The following is a 22,844-nucleotide window of genomic DNA, read 5'->3' as shown; positions in this document are numbered from 1 at the left end:
CGCACATTGTTACTTTGTGGGCTTGTCCACACATCACTTATATTAACTTCTTGCTGCCCATGCGGGCAGGCCAGAAGCCAACTTGTCCACGTTGCTGGCTATACAGTGTCATTTCAGTAAAGGCGTTTATGGTGACCAAACGCGAGAATAATTTTTCCAGCACACTGCCTAAAAGCCACGGGCTGGCGCCGGCAAACTCCTGCTCATCGACTTCGAGTTTAATGCTGACACCACGGGCAAAAACGATAGGGCCAGTATCGGGCACTCTACGATAGACTTCTTTTAATGAGCAGTGTCGTATGCCATTAATCTGGCGTACGACTGCTGGCTCAGCAAGGTCGGCATAGAGACTTAATAGCTGTCGTAGTGCCTGGGTACCTTCTTCTTGGTTTTGATCCATAAAATTCATGTAATTAATTTGAAGCTGGCTGATTAATTTCCATGATACAGCCCCCTCAGCCAGAGCAGGGCGAGGGATGGTCGGCCTTTTAATAAACTCAATTTTACTGATAGGGATGGAGTCCAGCATGGCAAAGCTATTGATATCTTTTTGCCGCAACATTGCGGGTAGATCTCGGTTAGTACACATCACGTCGGCACTCAGATATCTTAATGTATCAGGCCACGGGGAGTGATGTTCATCCACAATAGAGATAAATGTTTCTGTGCCGATATAGCTCGTGCGGGTGCCATAATGATGGGCGTGTTCAGACAATATGCGTGGCTCCCGGCGCAGTGAAAAATAGGCACCGTAATTATCAGGGTCATCGCTATTAGTTGACCAAAAAGGACGAAATATACGCTCTTGTTTATGTTGTGCATCGATACCGAGTAAACGTTGCACGGAAAAAATTTCGTAATCTAATGGACGGGTGTTATCGACGACCAGATGATATTCGTTGGTACTTTCATCAACCGTCACCCGCTCGGACATTTTGGGGAATAAATTGATCACAGGCGTACAGTTCAATGCCAGATAGGAAGTGTCGATCAGGCTTTCCAAACTGCTATCGGTTTTGTTTAAGAGCAGAATAAATTCGAATTCAACGTCTTTCTTGGTCTCCTTGAGCAAAGGTTGCATACCACAAATACTGAAAAATCGAAAACGTGCCGGAAAGGCAAAATATTCTTGAACCTGGCGATATCCACTGAAATTACGGGGATCATTGGGTAAGAGGGCTTGCTCATCATCAAAACCTTCATGATGTGGAGCAATATCAGGCAATGTCAGGTATTGTGGGGAGGCCCCCTGAGTTTGGCATACCATCCCAACCGAGTGCTCCATCATCAGTTCCAGCAGTTTCTGGGATTGAATATCTGGCCCTGAAAGAAAAAAGGTCAGTTTATTAAGATCCAAATCGTGGAGAAAGAACTTTCCCTTACAGGCAAGGCGGATACGTAATGCACTGACTGCACCATAGTGATGAAGGTTTAAACCCACCAGAGGGAAATTGGCGGGGATCTTGCCAAGCTCCACTTTTTGTAGTTTCAGCGGTTGTAAGATGACATCCTGAGCCGTGGAATATTGCAAGGTAATGCCATCGTTCTCCAGAGATTGGCAGCGCATAATCGAGCCGTGTGGCACCAGAAAACCGTGACTGATATCTCCCTTACTCATGTCTGGTTGGAGTTCTGTAATGGCCATGGAAGGGGTGGGAGCCAGATAATTGGGATAGAGCATTTCCAGTAAATGCTGGGAAAAATGCTGAAATTCGGCATCCATTTTTAACTGGATGCGGGAAGTCAAGAAAGCAAACCCTTCTATCAGGCGTTCAACATAGGGATCGGCGATATCAATGCCATGCATGCCTAATCGATTGGCAATTTTGGGGTAGCGTTCCGCAAACTCTTTACCCATTTCACGTAAGTACACCAACTCTCGGTTATAGTATTCCAATAGTTTGCTATCCATGATTCTCCTCTCAGGTTTTTTATCCGGCTTCTTTCATGGTGAAAGAACCGTGTTCCAGATCGAGGTCACTGCGAAACAAAAATTCTATTGACCAGGGGATACACCACAAAAATCCTTTTATTTCGATGGACAATGTATTGTATAGAGATAGTGAACGAATATCGGAAATGCAATTAACTTGCAGTTCATTGGGAATAATACGGGGTTCAAAAATATGGATCGCTTTAATGATTTTATTTTGGATATCACTCCATTCAATATCGGACATATTTTTACCCGCCAGTGGTGCTATTCCAAAGTTATAAGCAGAGCGCTGTATTTCGGGGAAACAAGAAAAATCTTGATTAAGCTCTTTATTAATGCTGTTGAGTAACCATTGTAAATCCCGCAGGACATTTTGCCGAAAGGTTCTGTGTGATAATAAATAATTGTTCATGTTTTCTTTTTTCTTATCAGGTTCATTGTCAGTAAGCCTGTCAAGCAAAGAAGACTGCATCCTATCTCTGGCAGTTATGCGTGCAGGAGGTTTTCGAAAATGATAACCGCCATGTAATAAAGTAATATTATCTTTCATTATTATTTATCTACTCATTAATTATCGGTTATCTATTAAATGTTGTCATTGTGCGGGTGTTATTTTTTATCTTTGTTCTTTAATTTATTTTGTGAGTGTTTATATCGAATAATTTCTGACTCATAGGCTTGCCGAAACTGTTCACCAAATATAGCGTGATCCTGTTCAATTTTTTCCATATTTTTCTGATAATGTTTGGTGAAATAATCCCATAAAGCAGCTTTATACGTTGATGATAATGCCAAACGAGGCAGTCTGCCGGCGGCTTGTGCTTTTTGTTTAACCACTAAGGGATCAAATCGTTGTAACATCTCTGTCGTAATAGTGCGTAAACCGGCAATCATACCCAATTGATGTGCTTGTAACTCGATTAAAATATCTCGTGTTGCCTGTTCTGCTGACATAAATCCTGGCATATGTTCGCCAAGCATTTGGATCAGCACCGCTTGACCCGAAGGAAGAAGTGCAAAGGGATTGTTGCCATCCACCAGGATCTGAGCAACTCCGGTATCAGTTTCATATTTCAACTGCGTGCGTGACGCATTTAACGCAATAATGCCTTGTGATAACTGACTAAGTAATTTCCCCAGTTTATACAGGGTATGCCCATCAAATTGCAGGTTTTGGCGATGATTAAGCCCCATACCGTCCAATAAAGCGACTAAGAGTTTACCCTCTAATTTAACACCATCCCCGACCTGATCGGGTTGATGGGGATTAGGCGGATATGTCACTGGGTCGATATCCAAGCGTTCATTGTTATGACGGTGGAAAGGGGGATCACTGGCGCCATATTGAGGGTCAGAAGTGCCTGTATTAGCCTGTGCGACCAAAGGTTCAGCATTCTCTATCACCCAGTTTAGCGGCTCATCATGCAAAATCCCCCGTCGACGTTTATCGGAAAATAAAATCAAGGGATCAATTTCTTGTTTATCGCGCTGGTTGCCCTGCTGCAATAAGGTACTGGGCGTACTGTCATTGAGAATATTTTCTTGCTGGCTATCCGTGTTTGCATTAAACATCGTGATTGGATCAGTGGCTCGGAATTGCAGGGAATCCAGGTCAATTATTGTTTCCATCTGTTCGAGAGGGTTTATTGGATTGCGTTCCTGATGTCGCTGAGATTTTATGAGTGGATTATTGTCATTGAGTGTCTTAGCAATTTGTTGGGGAGTCTGAGGCATGCTTTCATCGGGCGTAAACGTATTCTCCAATCCATCCCAAATTTCACTGTGAATATCTTTGCGAATTGTTGCCAATGGTGGCGTGTTCACACTATTCGTATTATTCGAACCTTGGTTAATATTAATGACTTGGATTTGGTAATCACCGATATTTAACGTATCACCATCGCGGATTTCAATCTTCCGGTCGGGAGCGATGGGGATGGTATTTAACAAAATATCAGAGGCAGCCCCCCGATTACTAATACGACATTCTCCATCGATGGAAACAGATACAGTGGCCTGTAAACGAGCTATAGCCTGCCCTTCATCTGGTAAAACCCAGTTATTATCTGGAGAGCGGCCAATTGTGCCACCGGGCGGCATAAAATCATAACTCAGTTGTTGCGGCTGGTTTGTACCAATATTTTTAACAATGGTGAATCGCATAATGATAGGTGCCTATTTCTGGTGGGAAATAACCTCCCCGAAGAGAGGTTATTGGTCGTATTATATGAGCAAATAAAACAAATAATGAATATTATTCGATAACATTTTTTTCCATATCCCAGGTCCAGGTGGTTTCAGCCTGTTTTTTACCTTCATAATCTGCTGGTGTGTAATTTAATTGGAGTTTTTTCATTTTTAGGCCAACCGTGATGACATTATCGGAAGGTTGTCCACTGCTTATTTCAGAAATATAAGTATTGGTAAGTTCATATTTAGCCCATATTGCCGGTTCAGCATCGCCAATGAAACGAAGTATATGAATTTTTGTTGTCTTAATATGTTTACCCGTGACAGCGTATTTTTCTAAGGCGCTTATTGCCTTATCATAATTAATATGAAGCATGAAATGGTTTAAAAAACCTTTACCTGAACCCCAGCTTCCTGTATCGGTTGAGCCATTAGCAGGGTTAATTATGGCACGACTAATAAATTGGACACCGATCCATTTTTCATAACCTTTAGTTTGCGATTCACCCTCAATGCCCTCGAATTGGACGAAAGAATGAGTATTATACATGGAATTGAAATCAGACATGGTTACACCTCAAATTCTATTTATTATAACAACAATGAACAATAAATAACGTTGAATGAAGAACAATGGTTTTAATTTATGTAGTAACAGTTATGTGTTGATGGGAAATAAAAGATGAAAGACAATAATATTATGGTCGATAATGTTACTCCTAATATTAGAGAACTAAGCGCTTTTTAATGAAGGTAATCTTGATACCAGACGTAAAGAAACGGTTAGTCCTTCTAATTGATAATGTGGGCGTAGGAAGAATTTAGCGTGATAATACCCTGGATTACTTGGGATTTCTTCTACTTGTACTTCTGCGGCAGCCAAGGGTTTTCGTGCTTTGGTTCCTGCAGAAGAGTTGGTCGGATCACCGTCAACATAATTGATTATCCAGTTATTGAGCCAGTTCTCCATATCACTACGTTCCTGAAATGTGCCGATTTTATCGCGTACAATACACTTTAAATAGTGAGCGAAACGACAGCAGGCGAATAAATAGGGTAGGCGAGATGAAAGATTTGCATTAGCAGTGGCATCTTGGTCGTAATATTCAGAAGGTTTCTGAAGTGATTGTGCACCGATAAAGGCGGCCATATCTGTATTTTTACGATGCAAGAGTGGAATAAAACCATTTTTAGCCAATTCAGCCTCACGGCGATCACTAATGGCAATTTCGGTGGGGCATTTCATATCAACCCCTCCATCATCGGATGGGAAAGTATAGCAAGGCAAATTTTCTACAGTACCGCCGGATTCGACGCCACGGATAGAAGTACACCAGCCATATAATTTAAATGAGCGGTTGATATTAACAGCCAGGGCATAAGCCGCATTGGCCCAGGTATAGTTACTGTGGGTAGGGCCTTCGGTATCCTCTTCAAAATTAAAATCATCAACAGGATTTGTTTTATTACCATAGGGCAGACGGGAGAGAAAACGGGGTAAGGTCAATCCCAGGTAACGAACATCTTCTGATTCACGCAAACTATGCCAAGGGGCATATTCGGTATTTTGGAAAACTTTGGTGAGATCCCGTGGATTAGATAACTCCTGCCAGCATTCCATTTGCATCACACTTGGCGAGGCTCCTGAAAGAAATGGGCAATGTGCTGTGGCACTAATCTGAGCCATCTCACGTAAAAGTTCAACATCGGGTGCGGTATGATCGAAATAATAATCTCCGATCAGACAACCATAAGGCTCACCGCCAAACTGGCCATATTCCGCTTCATAGATCTTTTTAAAGATAGGGCTTTGATCCCAGCTAACACCTTTGAAACGTTTTAGCGTATTACCCAACTCTTTTTTGGAAATACACATAACACGGATTTTTAACATTTCATCGGTTTCCGTGTTATTGACGAGATAATGCAACCCCCGCCAAGCCCCTTCCAACGTTTGGAATTCATCATGATGCAGAATATGATTAATTTGTTGTGATAGTTTTTTATCGATTTCAGTTATCAGGGCTTGAATGGTTCGGTAGGTATCACCGGAGATTGTGATCGTATTTTCCAGCGCCTGTTGTGCTAATGTGGTCACTGCGCTTTCAACAGCGCTTCGTGCCTGGTCGCTTTGCGGACGAAATTCTTTATTCAGCAATACACTCAGTTCATCAGGGGTATATTCTTTCGGGAGCGGCTCTTGCTGAAATTCAGTTTCTTGTTCAGTCGTACTCATGAATTACTCCTTATTTTCAGCCTCTTCTGTGTTGGTCGTACTCTCTGTATCAACAACACTTTCGGTGGGTTTTGGGGCATCGGCCAGTGATTTCAGCAGGGCAGGATTTTGCAGGATATCGGCGATCAATTGTTCTGCGCCGCTTTTGCCATCCATATAGGATAATAGGTTTGCTAGTTGGGTTCGCGCCTCCAGTAACTTAGCTAGGGGTTCTACTTTTTTAGCAATCGCATCAGGCTGAAAATCTTCCATCTTTTCAAAGACTAATTCGACATTCAGTTTTCCATCATTTGTTAGGGTATTGTCCACCTGAAAAGCAACACGGGGCTGTGTTGATTTCATGCGCTCATCAAAATTATCAATATCAATTTCCATGAATTTGCGGTCACTCACTTCCGGTAGAGCCTCTAATGTTTTTCCTGCTAAGTCACTCATCACCCCCATAACAAACGGCAATTGAATTTTTTGTTCTGAACCATAAAGCTCGACATCATATTCAATTTGTACGCGCGGAGGACGATTTCGAGCAATAAACTTTTGTCCACTGGATTTCATGACAAATTCTCCATTACTGGCTAATAATTAGCTAATTTAATCGGATATATAGCAGTCGCCTTTCAAGATGCGTGATATCTCCCCGCGTAGCGGGGAGGTATAAACACTTACATGGGTTTGCAAGCGGCAACTTGAAGTTGGATGGATATAAAACGACAAATGGCTTGATAGATTGTTGAGAACACGACGATTAATTCGAGTCAAAATTGTCTGGGCGACCAAAAATGATTTCGAGCTGGTTGAGTCCATCTGGGGCAAGATCATAAACAATGTCAACGAAGTCACGATTAATCAACCGCTGAATGCGGGCAATCATATGTGGGGCAGGGTGACTGGGTTCATTGACGACAAAATAGTTTTTAGCCTTTTCTAGTAACATGCGTGCTTCATCACGGCTGCTGGCTTCAATGGTATGCCAAGAAGCAGATACCGCATGGGTTGAATATGTCGATGCAGGCGTTCTCTGTTCCGAACATGTTGTTGAGTCAAGAATATTTTTGGGGTCTGGCTCCTTATCGCGATGCCTTGTTTTTGAGAGGGAAGGGCAAAATTCAATCACTTTATTTAATTGTTTTATTAACCAAGACAATTCAGGAACATAGCTTTCTGAGAATGCCTGACGAATAATGTCGAGTATTGCAATGAGGTGATCCCGAATACGGATCACGGCCAAAACTTCAGGACTACTGGCCTGCTGCTTTAACTCCTCCTGTAATCGGGTTCGCCCGCCGGTATAGCCGCTGATTTCGTTTATCGTGCCATCCAGTAATGAGCAAACCTCTAGCAATGACAACTCCTTTGACGCGTTCCGCAACAGAGTGGAATATTGCGCTTGCAACGAAAGAGGAGAATCGTCCTCAATAGCGGCAAGTATGTTGAGGCGAAATAGGGGATCATATTCCCCCTCAAACGCTAATTTCGGCCAAACTTCATCCCAATAGCGTTCCAGTGTCTGCTGGAGCAGATTCAGGCCGTCTGCGTAGCCACATAATCCCCGCATTTGCAACCATGATTGTGTCAGTGCCATGATGATGCGCAGATCTTTGGTCCGCCTCAGTAGGCTAATGGCTTGTTTTTCGGCCTGTATCCAGTCAGGTGGCTCCGCTGGAATAGTGATATCACCAAACTGCTGTTCCGTTTTTCCAAGCAAGGATTGTTCTAATGCCATAAATTCAGGATCGTATTCCAGATTTTCCCCACAAGGAGATTCGATGCTGACGGGTTCGAGTAAGGTTTCGATGTTCATAATAAGGTTTACTTTTTCTGATAGTTGAAAATATTGATGGTTGAATATAGCCATCGCCTTTCAAGATGCGCCTTATACCTCCCCGCGCAGAGGTATAAACACTCACATGAGTTTGCAAGCGGCAACGTGAAGTTGGATGGGTATAGGCCATCTATTTTTATGAATTAATCAGCTTGGGACAGACGAAAAGGGGAAGTTGAAACGGGCTGAGAATACTGTTTGGAATAAATTCCAATGAGACATGATGGCCGCTGATATTAAATGTCACACGCTGGCTTGTATGATTATTTGTGGCGGGTTTTCCTGTCGGGTGTTGCTCATGGTCAATTAAGCGATTTAATGCCCACGGGCCGGAAGTGATGAGACTCGCTGTTGTCCCATCATCTAAATTTAATTGGATACGAGCCTGATTGGAGCCGTTTGGGCCAGGCCAATTGAGTGACTGCGAAACTTGTGGGCCGTGGCTATATTGCAATTGCTGGCCATCAACATCCAGTATCATACTCAATATCTCTTTATCCATATTTACGGTGCGGACGATGACCCGAAATGAAGGGATACGCGAGCCGTTGCTGAATAAAGTATCTCGAATGATCTGGGCTTGTTGGAATGGCAGGAGTAATTTGTGACTTTCCGGTAATGCTTTGCTATCCGTCCCCAGTATAAGGCGCCAGTTTTCGTGAGATGTATCGACTTTTCCCACCAGATTTTTCTGGAAAAAGCTATCCATGATCCCCGTTTGTGGCGCAAACATCCGGGCCATATCATCCGGTCTGATATCATCAAGTGCCCACGGCGTCAGCGGATAGCGGTTGGCAATCGCTTGATGACAAAAGCCTTGGACTTCTGTATTCAGTTGCTTATTGAGATTCTTTACGTTACTGGCTTGTGTATCACTGTTAGCCCCCATTGCCAACGAGGAAATGATGCCCTTGAATGGGATCGGCAATCGCTCCGCCGTGGCTTGGAGTTGGGTGATAATTTCATCCGATGGTGCGGGTATGCCTATATTGGTAGCATTTTGTACTGAATCCAGATATTCGTGTAATTTGGCAAGTTGGCTGAGAACATGATCAAAGGGAATTTGCTTATTTTTACCGTCTGGATTGTTTGCCAATGCAATAATTTGGGCAAAATGTTCTCTCAATTCTTGTTCTGGGGTGGGGGGGTTATCTCCTGACATGAATGGATTAGGTACGACTTTTGTCAAACCTGCTTTACGGCTGACCAACTCACCGATTTTTTTATCAAATTGGCTATCGCTTAACCCTTCATTCAGATTGACATTCTTACTGATATTAATGAGCAGATTGCGCATGGGAGAAGCATTTGAAGCCAGCAACTGGGCCATATTGGAACGTTGCTCCAGGCTGTCAATATTGTTTAGACGGATGTCGAACAGAAATTTATCCCACTGTTCAAGATAATCATGGAGATAAAATTTTCGTACTAAAAGGGCAAGCTCTTTTGGGGTTGATATTTCTGCATACTGGCCCAGTATCCATGCATTTTGACTGTCTAACTTATCGATGAGGGTAGTGAGATTGTTACCTATCCCCATTTGATACCCCGCCGGAGTAAACATCCCCGCTATATTAAGGGTAATCGGTGTACCGTTGATGCGCGAGAAAACCAATCCGGCTTCTGGGCCAGCAAGCGTTGTTAAGCTGACTGGCGATAAATTGGGGTTATCCGATAGTTCCTGTTTTAAATGGATATAAATGAGTCGTGCTGGTGGGATCTTGCTAAGTAAAATCTGTTTTTGTTTTATCAGTCGGTTATCACAAACATAAGGGAAAGTAACGACCTGATATTCCAATAATTGGCGCAGATGCCCCTCAATTTGGTGTAATTGTGCTGGTGAAATAGTGGGGGGTAAATGAGCCTGCAAATATTGCATCACCCAACGATGTAAGAACTTACCGTCATAATGTTGGGGCTGACATAACATTTGATACGCTTTCAACGTATTGTAAGTGTCATCTATATTATCGATGTTGGTTTGGTGCAATTGAGACGTTATTAACCGTGCGACTTGCGGTAACAATAAGGTTTGTAATGTTTTCGTGTACAGTGTCAAACTGGCATCATTGATTTGTTCACCACGATACAACCCCATTTGGTATGACAAAGGGGGATCATCAGGAGAGAATGCTTCACTTTTTGCCAAACCAGCCACTTTATTCAAAATAGGCAGCAGGGTATAAATATCGATGTCGTTGTTGCTCTTTTTTAATGCTGCACTTTGGCTCAGAATAGGAAAAATTTTATCCTGAACTTCCGTCAGGTAATTTTTATTGTTGTTATAACTGGTAAAAAATAAGGTGATGATTAACCCCAGGATCGCAGCCAGAATAATATAACCTAGTCCCTTTAATAGACGGTTTTTGTACACCCACCAACGATTTTGACTGGCAAGGCCTGCTTCCTGAAAGAGCGTTTCCAGCAGATTTTTTAGGAAATACCCTTGATGAGAGAGATCTTCCTGTACGCCGCTGGTGAAATAAAGCCCACGTGGTGAATAAGGAATATCAAAACCTGATTTAGCGAATGCAATTTCAAGATGTTGGGCAATTAATGGCTGTAGTGCAGCAAATTCTTGTGGAAACAGGTAACTTTCAGCACACTGCTGAAGGTCATTTAGGTGCAGTAAAATATGGGGTAGCTCTGCATTTAATCGAGTTTGTAACAGCTCATATTGCTGTGCAAAAACGTCCTTCAGATCCCAGCCTGTTTTGTTCCACGGGAAGTTGAACCCCCATATTTGATCGCGCTGTGTTTTATCAAAATGGGTAAAATAAGCCGCAAACCCTTTCAGTAAATCAATCTTGGTAATGATGACGTAGATTGGAAATTGGATCTTGAACTGTGTATGTAATTCTGACAGTCGTCTGCGTAATAAATAAGCGTGTTGGTCACGTACTTTCTTTGAGGGGTTTAATAAATCCGCTACGCTAATGGTAAGAATGACGCCATTTAGTGGCTGGCGTGTGCGATATTTTTTCAGCAAATTGACAAAACATTTCCATTCACGGGCATCTTGTTCGTGCAGTGTGTCCTGAGTGGTATATCGTCCGGTCGTATCCAGTAAGACAGCCTGATTGGTGAACCACCAGTTACAATTATCGGTTTCTTTTATCTCGTTTGAGGAAACTGTTTCGAAATGATCTGATAATGGAAAGTGCAAGCCCGAATTTGCCAGGAGGGTTGTTTTTCCTGAGTTGGGGGCACCAATCAGGACATACCAAGGTAACTGATACCGATATCGACGATCGAAAAAAGGTTTCCATTTCGGCTTATATTGGATCTCTGGACCATAAAAATAGGCATTTTTCAGTAGTCGTAAAGCATCAGAAAAGTGTTCTGATAATGTTGTATATTGTGAATTTCGTAATTGTTCACTCTTGTCATTGCTTCTGTTTAATGGGTCAGAAAGTTTTTTATTCAGCCAAACCTGATATAAGTGAGACGCTAACTGGATAAAGAGCCAGACAAAATATAATGTGGCAATGATAATTATTCGTACCGTACTTGATTCAAGAGGTATGGTATTACCGATAGAAGTCATGGGACCAATAAACCAGATAATGGAAGAGATGGCGGTGATGCCGAGGAAACTCCACATTAATCGGCTGGTAAAAATAGCAACAATGGCGCTCAACATATTTCCGTATTCTCACGTTGTCTGATGTGTAGGGGAAATTAACAGAATGATTTCAACCCGTCTGTTTTTAGCTCGATGACTGGGCGTATCGTTTGGAAATCGGGGATCACTTTCTCCTCTTCCTTCTGTTCTTACCCGTTCAGGGTGATCCAGATATTTTTCGAATTCCCTTTTTACTGACTTGGCTCTGGCGAGTGATAAGGCATAATTGGATGAAAAGCTGGGGCTATTAATGGGAACATCATCGGTATAGCCGATTACTAAAATTTCCCCCTCGATGTTGTTCATGGTCTCAGCAATATGTTTGATAACGGGAAGATAATTATTTTTTATTTGAGTGGAACCCGTCTTGAACAAACCATCGCCCCTTAATGTGACGATACTTTTATCAGCCAAATCCGCGACATTTAATAATCCCGCAGCACTTTCACGTCTGAGCATATCCTGTAAATTTAAGACCGGCGGCAGGAAAGAAGAAACGCGATCATCAACGGACATATTGGGCAAATTGACTTGATATATTTTCGTCAATATTGGGCTGGTTATATTATCCAACTGCCAATTCAGCCCGATATACAGAATACATGCAATAAGACAGGTTACCGCGATATAGGACCAAATAGGGAAAGACGATTGCCAGGGATGATTTGGCGCCACGATTTTTTGCAATGCAGGTGATAATTCAGGCGGATAATTGCCACGAACGGAATGAATTAACTGGAACAGGCGCTGTTTCAAGGTTTCCAACTGGGTTCGCCCATTATCCATGACACGATAACGCCCTTCAAACCCAAGCTGGAGACAAAAGTTAATGAGTTCTAACAACAACAGATTTTTTTGGGGACTTTGGGATAACGTCGCTAATAACTGGAAAAATTTTTCCCCTCCCCATGTTTCGTTGTGAAACGTGACCAGCAATCCACTGCCGGACCAGACACTGCGAACGCCCCACGGAGTCAGTGCTGCCGCTTCATCCAATGTGGTGCACAGACAGTAACGTGCACCGATAATGACTTCATAAGGCAATTTGGCATATTGGCATTTCAGTTCAAAGTGGCGAATTTCATCGATCAGTTTTTGCCGTAGAACGGTTGGATCCGGGGACTCGGTATCATGGCGGATCTGAGGAATGCTATTTAATAGAGGGTTAGCGGCAGTGACTAATGGATTATCCCAAGTGTCGCCAGAAAGCTCCGTATGCCTGTTGGGAGTGTTTGGAGTCATAGGTGTAGTGACCTCTGTTCTTTTGATTCTGATTTTTGAGGCGTCAACTCTTGGACTGATTTCTAACAGCCCAAAATTCCATGTGCAGACCCGGAAATTCACCTGCCAGATGTAACGCAAAACCACCGGATTTTGCCATCTGGCTCCAGAGTTCACCCTCTTTTTCTAACTCAAAATAGAGGTAACCGGAATGCCAGGGAATTTGTCTGGGAACGGATGGCATTGCACTGATCGGGATACCGGGTAACTGTAACTGAACCAGTTCACGTATGCGGCCAACAGGGGCAATTTTCATCTGTGCCGGAAAACGGGAGATGAGTGTTTCTTTCGGCATATCGGCATAAACGGCCAATACAAAGCTGAATGTATTTAGCATATTGGCGTCAGTTAAGGTCGCCACATTCAGCCCATGAGAATACTCAGTCAAAGGCAACTGGAGAGCGTGTTCTTCCAGAATAATGGATAACCCTTGGCGTAATAAAAACATGAGGTGGTTGAAACAGACTTGCAAATTGTCATGGTCATAAATCGGAAGTTTCTCTTCTGGTATCCGTGATTGGGAAAAACTTGCCAGTTCGGTGGCAAATTGCAGCCATTCACTGAATAACCGTTCTGGATGCAGTAAGGGAATATTCCGGGTATGGCTCACTTGGCCTCTATAACGATTGACTAATGACAAGAAAAGAAAATACATGATTTCCGAACTATTTTGTTGCCCCAATTGTAACAAACACTGGCTTGTCTGTTGGCGGCGTTGCTCCAGCAATCCCTGTAAATCATTAATGAAACCGACAAGTTGTGGATGTACATGGCAGTTGAGTAAGGGCGGAATAAAGCGTGAATCAAGGAGCAATTTATTATCACGGGTTCTACTGATAACATGCACAATACTTAGTGACGTCCATTCCGGAGTCAGATCTGATTCCAACATCAACCGCAGGCGCATTCGGCCAAATTGCACGGTGGTACTTCCGACTGACATGGCATTAAAATCATTGACCTCGGCATCAACGCTGACAAAACGTGCCATAGAGTCTTTTCTTTCCTGAAAAATGATCTCTTCCCTTCCTCCGCGAAAGATCGGCAGTGCCAATACGACATTTTCTCCAGTTTGATTTTCTGCAAGTTGCAATGGAACAGGGGCGTGCGTCTCGGTGAAATTAAAGGGTGTTCCGTCAGGAAAAATTCCACTGGCTGATGCAACCATGACCTTGCCCTGTTCGAGCAATGATTGATCTAACTTTAACGTTAAAAAGCCCCAGTAATATGGCCTTTGAGCCATACCCCAATCGCGGACATAAGTCTCCAGATAGTTTTCGGCCTGTTGAAAGTGGTGAGGGCGTAAGAACATGCCTTCTGTCCAGATAACTTTTTCTGATCTGCTCATATAGTTCCTTCTCTTACGGCATAACGTTAATTGCATTTATCGATGAAATTTAGGCCATTGGCGGTGACTTGAATGCATATATCTAATGTGTCTGGCGGTGATGTCCAAAACTTATAGAAAGCGGGAGGCTCAGGAATGGGAACCGGTAATGCGATACGCCATTTTTTCCCATCCAATTGCTTATATTCAGCAAGAATGCCGATAGAGTTGGCTTCTGGTATGTTTTTTTCCAACAAAAAATATTTGTGCTGAAAAGGCAGTAAAAAAAGTTGCTCAGAATTAATCAATTTATTACCCAGTACAGCCTGAGCATGACCTTGCAGTGAAAAAAAATCAGCAGACATAAACTCTGAAGTCGATTTCAACAAAATAACGTGTATTTTCAGCGGAGCTGAGTCATTCACATTATTTGTGGCACGAAAAATCAATTGGTAAGGGAGCGATTTTTTCTGCTCGGATGATGAACACCCTGTTAATACGAGGATGTTAAATATTATTAAGTTAAATACGAGTACGTGAAGAAACAGTATTGCCATCATTGCCCACTTGAAACTTAATCGATATCTGTTCGCGAATTTATGCCCAATTATCTCGCGGGAGAATGTCTTATCACTGCAAGGTGGAGTTGTGTGGCTGGCATTTTTTATATTGACCATGAATTTCCCCCATCTTTACAAGATGCAGGGGAGATCATGCCCCTGAAATATCGACCTTTGTCTGGCTGGGGACGGTACGTGATCCTACCGCATTGGTTGAATTCTGTAGGGTAGGGCTTGATAGCCGGGTTGCCGGTGATCCCTTAATCAAGACGCTATTGGCTCCAAGCGTATGGCGGGAGGGTCCCATCACCGTCCCGGACGCAACGCCCAAATTCACCCCCGGATTATCTCCATTCGTCATGGCAATCATTGTCGCCATGTTATGGGCTGGACTTCCCATAAAGAGAATATTGACCGTGCTGGCACAAATGCCATTCGTACCTTGTGCAATATTGAGATACACCATCGGTACTGGGGCACCTAGAGGGCATGGGGTTAGGCAGATATCTGGGGTGGCCAGATCTGTGCCACCGCCTTGGGTATTGGCAAACATAATGTTTCCTTTTTATTTTTTCATCCAATGTGGATCTGTTCAGCATCTATTTTGGTGATTGCTTTGGCGGTTATCACGGTATTTTGGGCATGTAGTCGCATGTAGTTTTCTGCCTGCATATCTAATTGCCCTGCATGCACTTGTTCTGTTTGCGTAGTATGGCGAAAAAGACGATGGCTCAACTGGGTTACAGTTTGCCAAACGGATTCAAATTGATTGCCTATTATCTTCGAGACGGAGACCCAGGCAGACAAGGATCCACCACTGTATTGCATTTCATTAATATGGCAATTTCCATTTTCGGCGGTGATATTTAACCCGTTACTGCTCAGGTTCAAATTCCCCTGAGCCATAATGGATAAATCGCCTGATACCTTGATTACAGCCGGATCTTGTTGCTCTGCCCGTTCTAATATCGCCAGTATCCAGAGTTGTTCATCGGCTTCTACAAGTAGCACCCTGTCACCCATTGCAGGAGCCAATAGGCAACTGGCGGCTTGTCGACAATGCCACCCATGATTTTGATTTTTAACCATTAATTTGCCGTCCTGAAAAATATTGACGACTTGGCCGACAATTTGTTGCGATGGGAATGGACTGGGTTGTTTCGTCTGTGGTTGTTCTGTATATCGTTGTTCCGTAACAAGAGTCGATGAAGAAAGAGCGTAAGAAGATTTCACCATATTGATTCCCCAGCTTAAATCTTACGTTGACGTTGTTGTGTACTCCACTCTTCAGCAGCAAACAGTTCAGGATCATTTTCCAATATGCCCTGACGGTCAGAGAATAATGCTCCAACCTGTTGAGTACGATGAAAAAGCGTTCTCATAAAATGTGCTGCCCGAAAGTCGCTGTTATTCATGTTGGCATAAGAGAGATCAGCATAGGTCATATCACAATTCACAAATTGTGCGTTGACAGCCCGTACTTTTTGCATGATGGCTTGTTGTAGTTGACTTTGCCGAAAATCGGTCCGCTCAAGGCAAGCGCCAATAAAAATAGCTCCATTAAACAGACTGTTATGGCAGCATGCACGCGTTAAATCGGCATTGATGAATAACGCTTGGGTTGCATTGACATTCGAAAGCTGGGCGTCTTGCAGAGAGCTTCCCTTAAAATTGCAATGGGTCAAATTGGATTGATTAAAATTCACTGCATCAAGTTGATTATCTGTAAATTGACAGGCCTGAAATTGCAATTTTCGATAATCTTGATCACGGTGGTCACATTCAAAAAAAAGGGTTTTCATGAACTGACTGGCATAAAAATCCGTTTTTCTTAAGTCCTGACGAAAAAAGGTGACCAGAAAAAAGTGACTATTGCGTAATGTTGCGTAATGCAATACTGAGTTGATAAAGGTGGCGCGATCAAATTCATTTTCAATAAAATCAGCATATTGCAATTGGCAGGATGAAAACTGGGTACTGTTTTGTTTTGTGACTTTAAACTGTGTTTTTTTTAAGACGCATTGGTCGAACACACTGGCGCTCAGTGTGGCCTTATTGAACATGGCACGTATCATATTACACTGTTCAAACAAGGTCTTTTCACACCTGACGGAATTGAAGACCGTTTCTTCAAACAGGCATTCAGTAAAGACTGACTCTTCAAGAATGGCATGGGAGAAGTTGGCATCTGAAAAGTCTACAGCCCAGAACCTGCCTCCTGATAAGTTTTGTCCAACCAGCGAGATCCCCTGCAAATTGACTTGTTCAATGACGTCTCCCTGTTTGATCTTAGCCATGATCTCATTAGCTGTCAGCATACTCATATCACGTCCTGATCACGTTTGGGTAAGGTTTTGATACGTTGTGTATAGGCATGATGAATCAAGGTGGAGTCGTCTATGATGGACTGGGACATATCAGCGCGGAACAGATTAGCTTCGTGTAAGTCAGTGCTACAAAAAGTACATTTCTGCATAAAAGCGCCGATCAGGTTGGCATTATTCAGCAATGCATTCTTAAAATTCGTTCTGATAAATATACTTTGGGTGGTATTTAAATACTGCATATCAGCCAATTGGCAGTTGGCTTCGCTAAAATCACTGTTATTCAGTGTGGCAGAGTGGAAAGAGGCCTGAACTAAAGGTGTCTGGCGTAAATTACATTCCGTTAATGTGGCATAACCGAAATCAGCCTGATTAAGCACACTTTTCATGGTAAACACGCAGTTTAGCAGTTTGGCTGATCGAAACCGGATTGCCACTGCTTCGGTTTCTATCCATGAACAGCTTTCGAGTACAGCGTGATCAAAAATGGCGTTCTCCAGCAGGCAATTGATAAAGGAAACTTTATTTAAGCTGGCATAGCTAAATTTTAGGGCAGGTAGCATCATCTCAATAAAAATGCAGCCTTGCCATTGCGAGTGTTGGAAACGACAGTGTTTGATGAAGGTTCTTTGTAAAAAGAGATCCGTGAAGATAGCATGATTAAATCGGCAATGGTTGAGCAACGTTTCCTGCAATTGTGTTTCTTTAAAACTTGCCGCTGAAAAATCGCTTTGTTCACATTTTGCCTGTGCCAGACTGGCATTATCCAGTTTTGCACCATATAGGGAAGCATGGCATATCTCGGCTCTGGCTAACATGGCTTCACTGAAATCTGCGCCATCCAATTGGCTGTTATTGAAACAGGCACTTTCCAGCAAACTACCGGAAAAATTGGCTCCTTGTAGATCCATTCCTGATAAGTCTGCTCCGGTAAAATCCATTGCACGGAAATCGCCCCCTTCCCGCATAATACGCTGGACTTGCTTGCGAATAATTTGTGACAGATCCCCGGTCAAGCGCAGGGCTGGCGGTTGTGTCTGTGCAGAGGCCAGATACATTTTATGCAGAGATTGTTCAATCTGTGTCAGTTTTTTATCGTTAAGTTCTATTGATTTTGGCTCAACTTGTTTTTGACTTTCTTGCTGTTGGTACAAGATATCCCGTATTTGGTGGAAGTTTTGTGGCCCTCTGGGGGCGTTTTGCATCGCTACCTGCTCCACCTTAACACCTTGCTCTTGAGCGATTGTGCGAATTTTTTCCCGTTGCTGCTCGGCTGCAATATATTTTTGGGCAGCTTCTTGCTCTATTTTGTCTACAAATTCAGGTAATTCATCCGCTTTGGGATTAGCGGGTTGTTCAATATAGGGAGTTATTAGTGTGCTGATATCTTTTCCATATTTAGCCATGCGCTCCTTGTGTTGCTCACGCAGGCGTTTCTCGCGATTTTGCAAATTCTCCCTCAAAGGACTGCCATGCTCCGATTGCTCTGTATCTATCCACGGGCCAATAATGCTTTCAGGGATCAGGTCTTTTTCTCGCAGAGCATATAATGCGCCTTTTTCTTTCTCTGTACGCTGGTTAAGTACTTGAAGGTAGTCATTTTCTGAGTGTGCTTCGCTATTGAGTTCTATTGCGGAGAGCATGTGTAAAACATCAGTCGCATCATCTTCATTAACACGTGTGTAACCATGCCAAATCAGGATCATCTGTTCCCGATGAGGGAAAAACCACACCGTCGTATTGCGCATGGCAATCTCTTCGAAAATCTCTTCGTCAGCACGCAGCCGTTTGATGAAACAACGCGCCTGCCACGGTGGCAGCTTGCCTTCTTGCATGGGTTTTTCAGGATGCATATTCCAAATGCGCCATGCTGCGTTTTCTGGCAGCGTCTGATAGTGTTCCCACCATTGATCGCGGGGAGCAGCATTAAACAATCGCCAGTCGATATCACGGGAAAAACCAGGGAATTCATTTTCCAGCCACTCTTTGTCATATTTTTTCCCTATACGGGTGAAACGGCGCGGCCACCCAAATTCGAGGGGACAAAAACTCGCAGGATTAGGGGTATCCTGCAGTGACAAAAGTTGTCTGTTTTGGGCTTCTACATTAGGTAATCGATGAGTTTCGAGGCCATTTTCCTGTAGTTCTGGCGTAAAGCCGATCCCATATGGATTTTCTTCATAATTTTTTCCCCCGAAAGCACGGCTCCAATCCAACCGCATCTGTTCAAATGCCTGCGGCGTGGATGGCTTATCGCCAATCCAATGACGATCGCCAGAGACAATCAGTGTCTTATCCAATTGCTCTATCTGGATACGTGCAGAACACGTGGTTTTATCAGGCTGGTGATGAGTATAGGCATAGCCCGTTGCAAGAAATTCAGCGGAAGATTTAGGGATGGCGAGATCGACAACGCCATTAGTGGTTTTCAGTTCAGCTTCTGCAAGTTGCCAAAGTTCAGGCTCAGGCCGCAGGCGAGGGGAGGCACCCATATCAGTTAAAGCCATAATGGAGACACCAAGATAGTGATGTTGCCGCCAGTAATAAGGGCGATGTAGCAGACTTAAGCGCAGAGGTTTGATAATTTTCATTGAAAGCCCCGAATAAATCTTTTTAATTGAGCAATTAACCCAATAGAATGAGTCCCGCCGTTATGGAAATCTTTGCTGCACCGTTAATATCTATTGTGGTACTCGATGCCAAGGACAACTTGTTTGCTTTAATTTCGGCGTTTCCTGTCACTGACTCTTTCTTATTCCCCGTAATATTCAGGTTGTAATTTCCACTGATGTTGTTAGCAAAATTGCGTCCAACCTCTAACTGATAAGAGCCGCTGATTTTTTCTGATTTATCACCCGTGATATCTGCTTTATATCCGTCAGTAATTTTATATTGAATACCACCACTGGTGACTTCGACTTCCTTGCCATTGGTCACGGTAGTCTGTTGTTTGTTTTTGATCTTTGTGATAGACGCCCCATCAATGGAAACGGTTTGATCGTGTTCCACTGAGACTGTCATGTCTTTCTCGGCATGTATTTCGAAGGACTCTTTTCCTTGAGCATCATCAATCAACAAGTAACTGGCATTATCTTTTCCGCCCTCTAAACTCCGTGACATTATCCCCATTTTGGTGGCTTCTGCGGGTAATTCCCAGGGAGGCATATTGTTTTGGTTGAAACTGCGCCCCACAACCAATGGTTCGTCTGGGTTGTTATTAATGAAATTGACGATAACTTCTTCCCCCACTCTTGGCACCTGCATCACCCCAAACTTTGATCCCGCCCAATTGTTGGATACCCGTACCCAACAGGAACTTTTATCGTCTTTTATATCGCTTCTGTCCCAGTGAAACTTGAGTTTGACTCTGCCATGTTCATCAGTCCAAATGGTTTTGCCGCTTGCCCCGACAACGGTAGCTCGTTCAGTACCTGCTATGGGCCATGATGTTGTGCGAGGAGCACGCCAGTTGACTTTAGCGGGGATGGCGGTGAACTCAGTGATAATTTTATTTATGTTGTCGGCATCAGCCGTATTGTCTCCCAGAATATAGGGATTTTCATGAAACTCATAATTGGCACTGACAATAAGATAGTCGCCGTTGTCTCCATCCCGCAGGGCTTTTGATAATGTGAAGGTGTAGCCTGGCGCAATGCCGGATTCTATGCTTTTTGCTTTTATATACAGATCCTGCGCGGTATAGGATTGTTGTAGTATTCGGACATAAAATTGTCCTTGCGCATTTTCGGTATAATTCCCTGGCCACTCAAACAGTTCTGTTTTTGGTACTGTCGGATCTGGATTCTGCTGAGTTTCTTTTAGCTGTGCATTTGGCTTAAGGAAGTTATAGTCACTCATGGTATAGAACTTGGGATTGATTGAATAACTTACAATCCAGTCGTATAGATAATTTTTGTCTTTGTTTCTCGGTGAAAAATGGCTTGGATAATATTCAATAGAAGCCTGCTCTGGTAACGCTGAATGGGATTGGGGGGAATCAGCCAATATAAGCGTGTGATCATTCTTATCGTGTTGGAAATAGTAATAAATCCCTTCACGTTCCATTAACCGACTCAAAAAATCGAAATCAGTTTCTTTATATTGGGTGCAATATTCTAATGGCTGGTATTTCGCATTGAGTTCATTTTTAAACTTTATTTTATATTTATTAAGAACGTCTGAAATAATTTCAGGCACCGTCTTTTTCTGCCAGATTCTGAAATCTTTGTTTAAAGTGAGAATGAACAACTCAGGTTGGATAATCACCTTATATAAATAGTAGTAATGGTCATAATAATCACAGATAGTGGCTTCACGGATAATTCCACTTAAAAAGCGGGATTTTTCTGAAATGTTTGTAGAATTTTTTATCTCTATTGACAGGGGTTTGTTTCGTAACTCTTTGATGTCAAGATCCTTCTTTTCACTGAAAAGCTCCACTTCAATACTATAAATAGTTGATAATTTTTCTTTTCCTTTCAATGACTTAAATAGCAGAGATTCATCGCCTAATGAGGAGTGAGCTATAATGATCCTTTCCATTGAAATCTCCTTGTGAGACCAAAGCTACCGCATGAGCCTTTAGGTTAAGGTTCAGAAAACAAATCAAAATACTTTGTCTACTGATTGTTACGATTAACCCAGACAGCCATTATTTTGATTGCAAGATGGTATTAATCGATATGCAATATTTCATATAAAAAATTATTTTGCAATAAAATTATACCGGATATTTCTTTTTAGTTATTGGCAATGTGATTGTGTGAATAAGGGGGGAAGGTTGTAAAACAGGCGGCCACTAGCGTAGTAATGAAGACAATTTTTTGATTTAAAAATGTTTTTCAATTGAAAAGGACAAGAGAATTTTGGTACTGGTTAATTATTCTTAACCGCTAGGTGGGGTTATATAAAATAAGTTGGCGACGATAAAATTATTCATTGTGATTTTATCGTCGCCAGATATAAATTTAAAAACAATAGGTTGCTGTGTTAAAACACTAAAACAAGACTATTATTCATAATAAAACAATTATTTCAGTGCTGCCAATGCGCTGTCATAGTCAGGTTCGTTGGTGATTTCATCGACCAACTGGCTATAAATAACCTGATTATTTTCATCCAGAACAACGACAGCCCGTGCAGTCAGTCCAGCCAATGGGCCTTCGCTGATTGCAACCCCGTAATCTTCCTGAAATTTCCAGCCACGTAGCGTAGAAAGGGTGACAACATTGGACAGGCCTTCAGAGCCACAAAAACGAGACTGAGCAAAAGGCAAATCGGCTGAAACGCACAATACAACAGTATTATCCAATTCGCTGGCAAGTTGGTTGAATTTACGGACAGATGTGGCACAAACACCGGTATCAATGCTTGGGAAGATATTAAGCACTTTACGTTTACCTGCGTAGTGGCTTAATGTGGTTCTGTTGCATTAACAGAGAAAGTCTAGATGGTGTCGTCATGAGGAATTTCGTGCAATAATAATGCCCCACCATTCCATCATAAGAGTTGATTAACCATGAGTACACCTGCACACCGCCGCC

Annotated in this window: 16 protein-coding genes and 1 pseudogene; all 17 read right to left on the bottom strand. The window is 42.7% G+C overall.

Annotation, left to right across the window (positions count from 1 at the left end; genetic code table 11):
- Nucleotides 1-37: 37 nt before the first annotated feature.
- Nucleotides 38-1,912, bottom strand: a complete 1,875-nt coding sequence (gene tssF / locus NXS07_RS13065; protein ID WP_038192051.1) for a type VI secretion system baseplate subunit TssF — start codon at nt 1,910-1,912, stop codon at nt 38-40.
- A 19-nt stretch (nt 1,913-1,931) separates the two neighbouring features.
- Nucleotides 1,932-2,486 (bottom strand): type VI secretion system baseplate subunit TssE, encoded by a 555-nt coding sequence (tssE, locus tag NXS07_RS13060; protein WP_038192053.1) that lies wholly within the window; start codon nt 2,484-2,486, stop codon nt 1,932-1,934.
- A 59-nt stretch (nt 2,487-2,545) separates the two neighbouring features.
- The gene (gene tagH / locus NXS07_RS13055) at nt 2,546-4,099 is read right to left on the bottom strand and encodes a type VI secretion system-associated FHA domain protein TagH (RefSeq protein ID WP_258086888.1); all 1,554 of its coding nucleotides are present in this window, start codon (nt 4,097-4,099) and stop codon (nt 2,546-2,548) included.
- Nucleotides 4,100-4,190: 91 nt separating this feature from the next.
- Nucleotides 4,191-4,694 (bottom strand): type VI secretion system tube protein Hcp, encoded by a 504-nt coding sequence (locus NXS07_RS13050; RefSeq protein ID WP_238098436.1) that lies wholly within the window; start codon nt 4,692-4,694, stop codon nt 4,191-4,193.
- 165 nt (nt 4,695-4,859) lie between these two features.
- On the bottom strand, nt 4,860-6,362 hold the full coding sequence (gene tssC, locus NXS07_RS13045; protein WP_258086887.1) for a type VI secretion system contractile sheath large subunit: 1,503 nt from the start codon (nt 6,360-6,362) through the stop codon (nt 4,860-4,862).
- Nucleotides 6,363-6,365: 3 nt separating this feature from the next.
- Nucleotides 6,366-6,917: a type VI secretion system contractile sheath small subunit gene (tssB, locus tag NXS07_RS13040; RefSeq protein WP_238098434.1), complete on the bottom strand. Its 552-nt coding sequence runs from the start codon at nt 6,915-6,917 to the stop codon at nt 6,366-6,368.
- 190 nt (nt 6,918-7,107) lie between these two features.
- Nucleotides 7,108-8,163, bottom strand: coding sequence for a type VI secretion system protein TssA (gene tssA, locus NXS07_RS13035; RefSeq protein ID WP_258086886.1), 1,056 nt, complete (start codon nt 8,161-8,163; stop codon nt 7,108-7,110).
- Nucleotides 8,164-8,320: 157 nt separating this feature from the next.
- Nucleotides 8,321-11,827, bottom strand: a complete 3,507-nt coding sequence (gene tssM / locus NXS07_RS13030) for a type VI secretion system membrane subunit TssM (protein WP_258086885.1) — start codon at nt 11,825-11,827, stop codon at nt 8,321-8,323.
- A gap of 12 nt (nt 11,828-11,839) precedes the next feature.
- Nucleotides 11,840-13,051, bottom strand: coding sequence for a DotU family type VI secretion system protein (locus tag NXS07_RS13025; protein WP_038216244.1), 1,212 nt, complete (start codon nt 13,049-13,051; stop codon nt 11,840-11,842).
- A 43-nt stretch (nt 13,052-13,094) separates the two neighbouring features.
- A complete protein-coding gene (tssK, locus tag NXS07_RS13020; protein WP_038216246.1) occupies nt 13,095-14,438 on the bottom strand; it encodes a type VI secretion system baseplate subunit TssK in 1,344 nt (447 codons plus the stop codon).
- Nucleotides 14,439-14,464: 26 nt separating this feature from the next.
- The gene (gene tssJ / locus NXS07_RS13015) at nt 14,465-14,974 is read right to left on the bottom strand and encodes a type VI secretion system lipoprotein TssJ (protein WP_038192078.1); all 510 of its coding nucleotides are present in this window, start codon (nt 14,972-14,974) and stop codon (nt 14,465-14,467) included.
- A 154-nt stretch (nt 14,975-15,128) separates the two neighbouring features.
- A complete protein-coding gene (locus NXS07_RS13010; protein ID WP_038192069.1) occupies nt 15,129-15,530 on the bottom strand; it encodes a DUF4150 domain-containing protein in 402 nt (133 codons plus the stop codon).
- Nucleotides 15,531-15,550: 20 nt separating this feature from the next.
- Nucleotides 15,551-16,213: a DUF3540 domain-containing protein gene (locus tag NXS07_RS13005; protein WP_038192072.1), complete on the bottom strand. Its 663-nt coding sequence runs from the start codon at nt 16,211-16,213 to the stop codon at nt 15,551-15,553.
- Nucleotides 16,214-16,227: 14 nt separating this feature from the next.
- Nucleotides 16,228-17,301 carry a pentapeptide repeat-containing protein gene (locus NXS07_RS13000; protein WP_038192074.1) on the bottom strand — a complete coding sequence of 358 codons (1,074 nt, stop codon included), beginning with the start codon at nt 17,299-17,301 and terminating at the stop codon, nt 16,228-16,230.
- A complete protein-coding gene (locus NXS07_RS12995; RefSeq protein ID WP_038192076.1) occupies nt 17,298-19,892 on the bottom strand; it encodes a DUF2169 family type VI secretion system accessory protein in 2,595 nt (864 codons plus the stop codon). Before NXS07_RS12995 ends, NXS07_RS13000 begins: the two co-directional genes overlap by 4 nt.
- A 34-nt stretch (nt 19,893-19,926) precedes the next feature.
- Nucleotides 19,927-21,843, bottom strand: a complete 1,917-nt coding sequence (locus tag NXS07_RS12990) for a type VI secretion system Vgr family protein (protein ID WP_258086884.1) — start codon at nt 21,841-21,843, stop codon at nt 19,927-19,929.
- Between the two features lie 487 nt (nt 21,844-22,330).
- Nucleotides 22,331-22,717: pseudogene (gene tpx / locus NXS07_RS12985) on the bottom strand (thiol peroxidase); the annotation flags it as partial.
- Between the last annotated feature and the right edge of the window lie 127 nt (nt 22,718-22,844).

It is taken from the genome of Xenorhabdus bovienii (assembly GCF_024721015.1).
In the GTDB taxonomy this organism is placed as follows: domain Bacteria; phylum Pseudomonadota; class Gammaproteobacteria; order Enterobacterales; family Enterobacteriaceae; genus Xenorhabdus; species Xenorhabdus bovienii.
Note: the sequence above shows the minus strand (reverse complement) of the source record. Positions and strands in the feature narration are given on the sequence as shown.